Here is a 440-nt window from a genome sequence, read left to right on the forward strand (position 1 = left end):
CATTTCTTCTGATTGGAACAGTTATGTATTGCTCCTTCAAAACTCCCTTTGCTTGCTGCTGTCTGGTCTTATCTATCATTACCTTGGTTACATGAAACTCTGCATTTTCCCTCATTCGTGTCACAAACCACACTTTTTGCTCTATCCATTTTTTGAACTTTTGATAAGCATAATAGCCCTTATCAAAAACCAACCAGCTATTAGGCGGTACTTGTAGATGATACAGGAATTTCTGATCATTTTCCCGGGCCGGAGTCATTCGTACAAATTCTGTCACTCCGCTAAAAGCATCCATCATTGCATGAACTTTTATCCCTCCCTTTCTTTTGCTGCCTTCCTGCGGTTTTCGGCCAACGCCGCCCAATATATCACTGAAAAGGCGGATCGTTGTGCTATCAATGATCTTTAAATTACCAATACTTAAGCCCTTTAAACGGCTG

At 41.1% G+C, this 440-nt stretch carries 1 protein-coding gene; it reads right to left on the reverse strand.

What is annotated here, in order from left to right:
• Nucleotides 1-440, reverse strand: a 440-nt coding sequence (locus VJI94_RS08020; protein WP_324008965.1) for a transposase, incomplete at both ends; no start/stop codon positions are given.

It is taken from the genome of Parvimonas sp. D9, from assembly GCF_035282565.1.
GTDB lineage: Bacteria > Bacillota > Clostridia > Tissierellales > Peptoniphilaceae > Parvimonas > Parvimonas micra.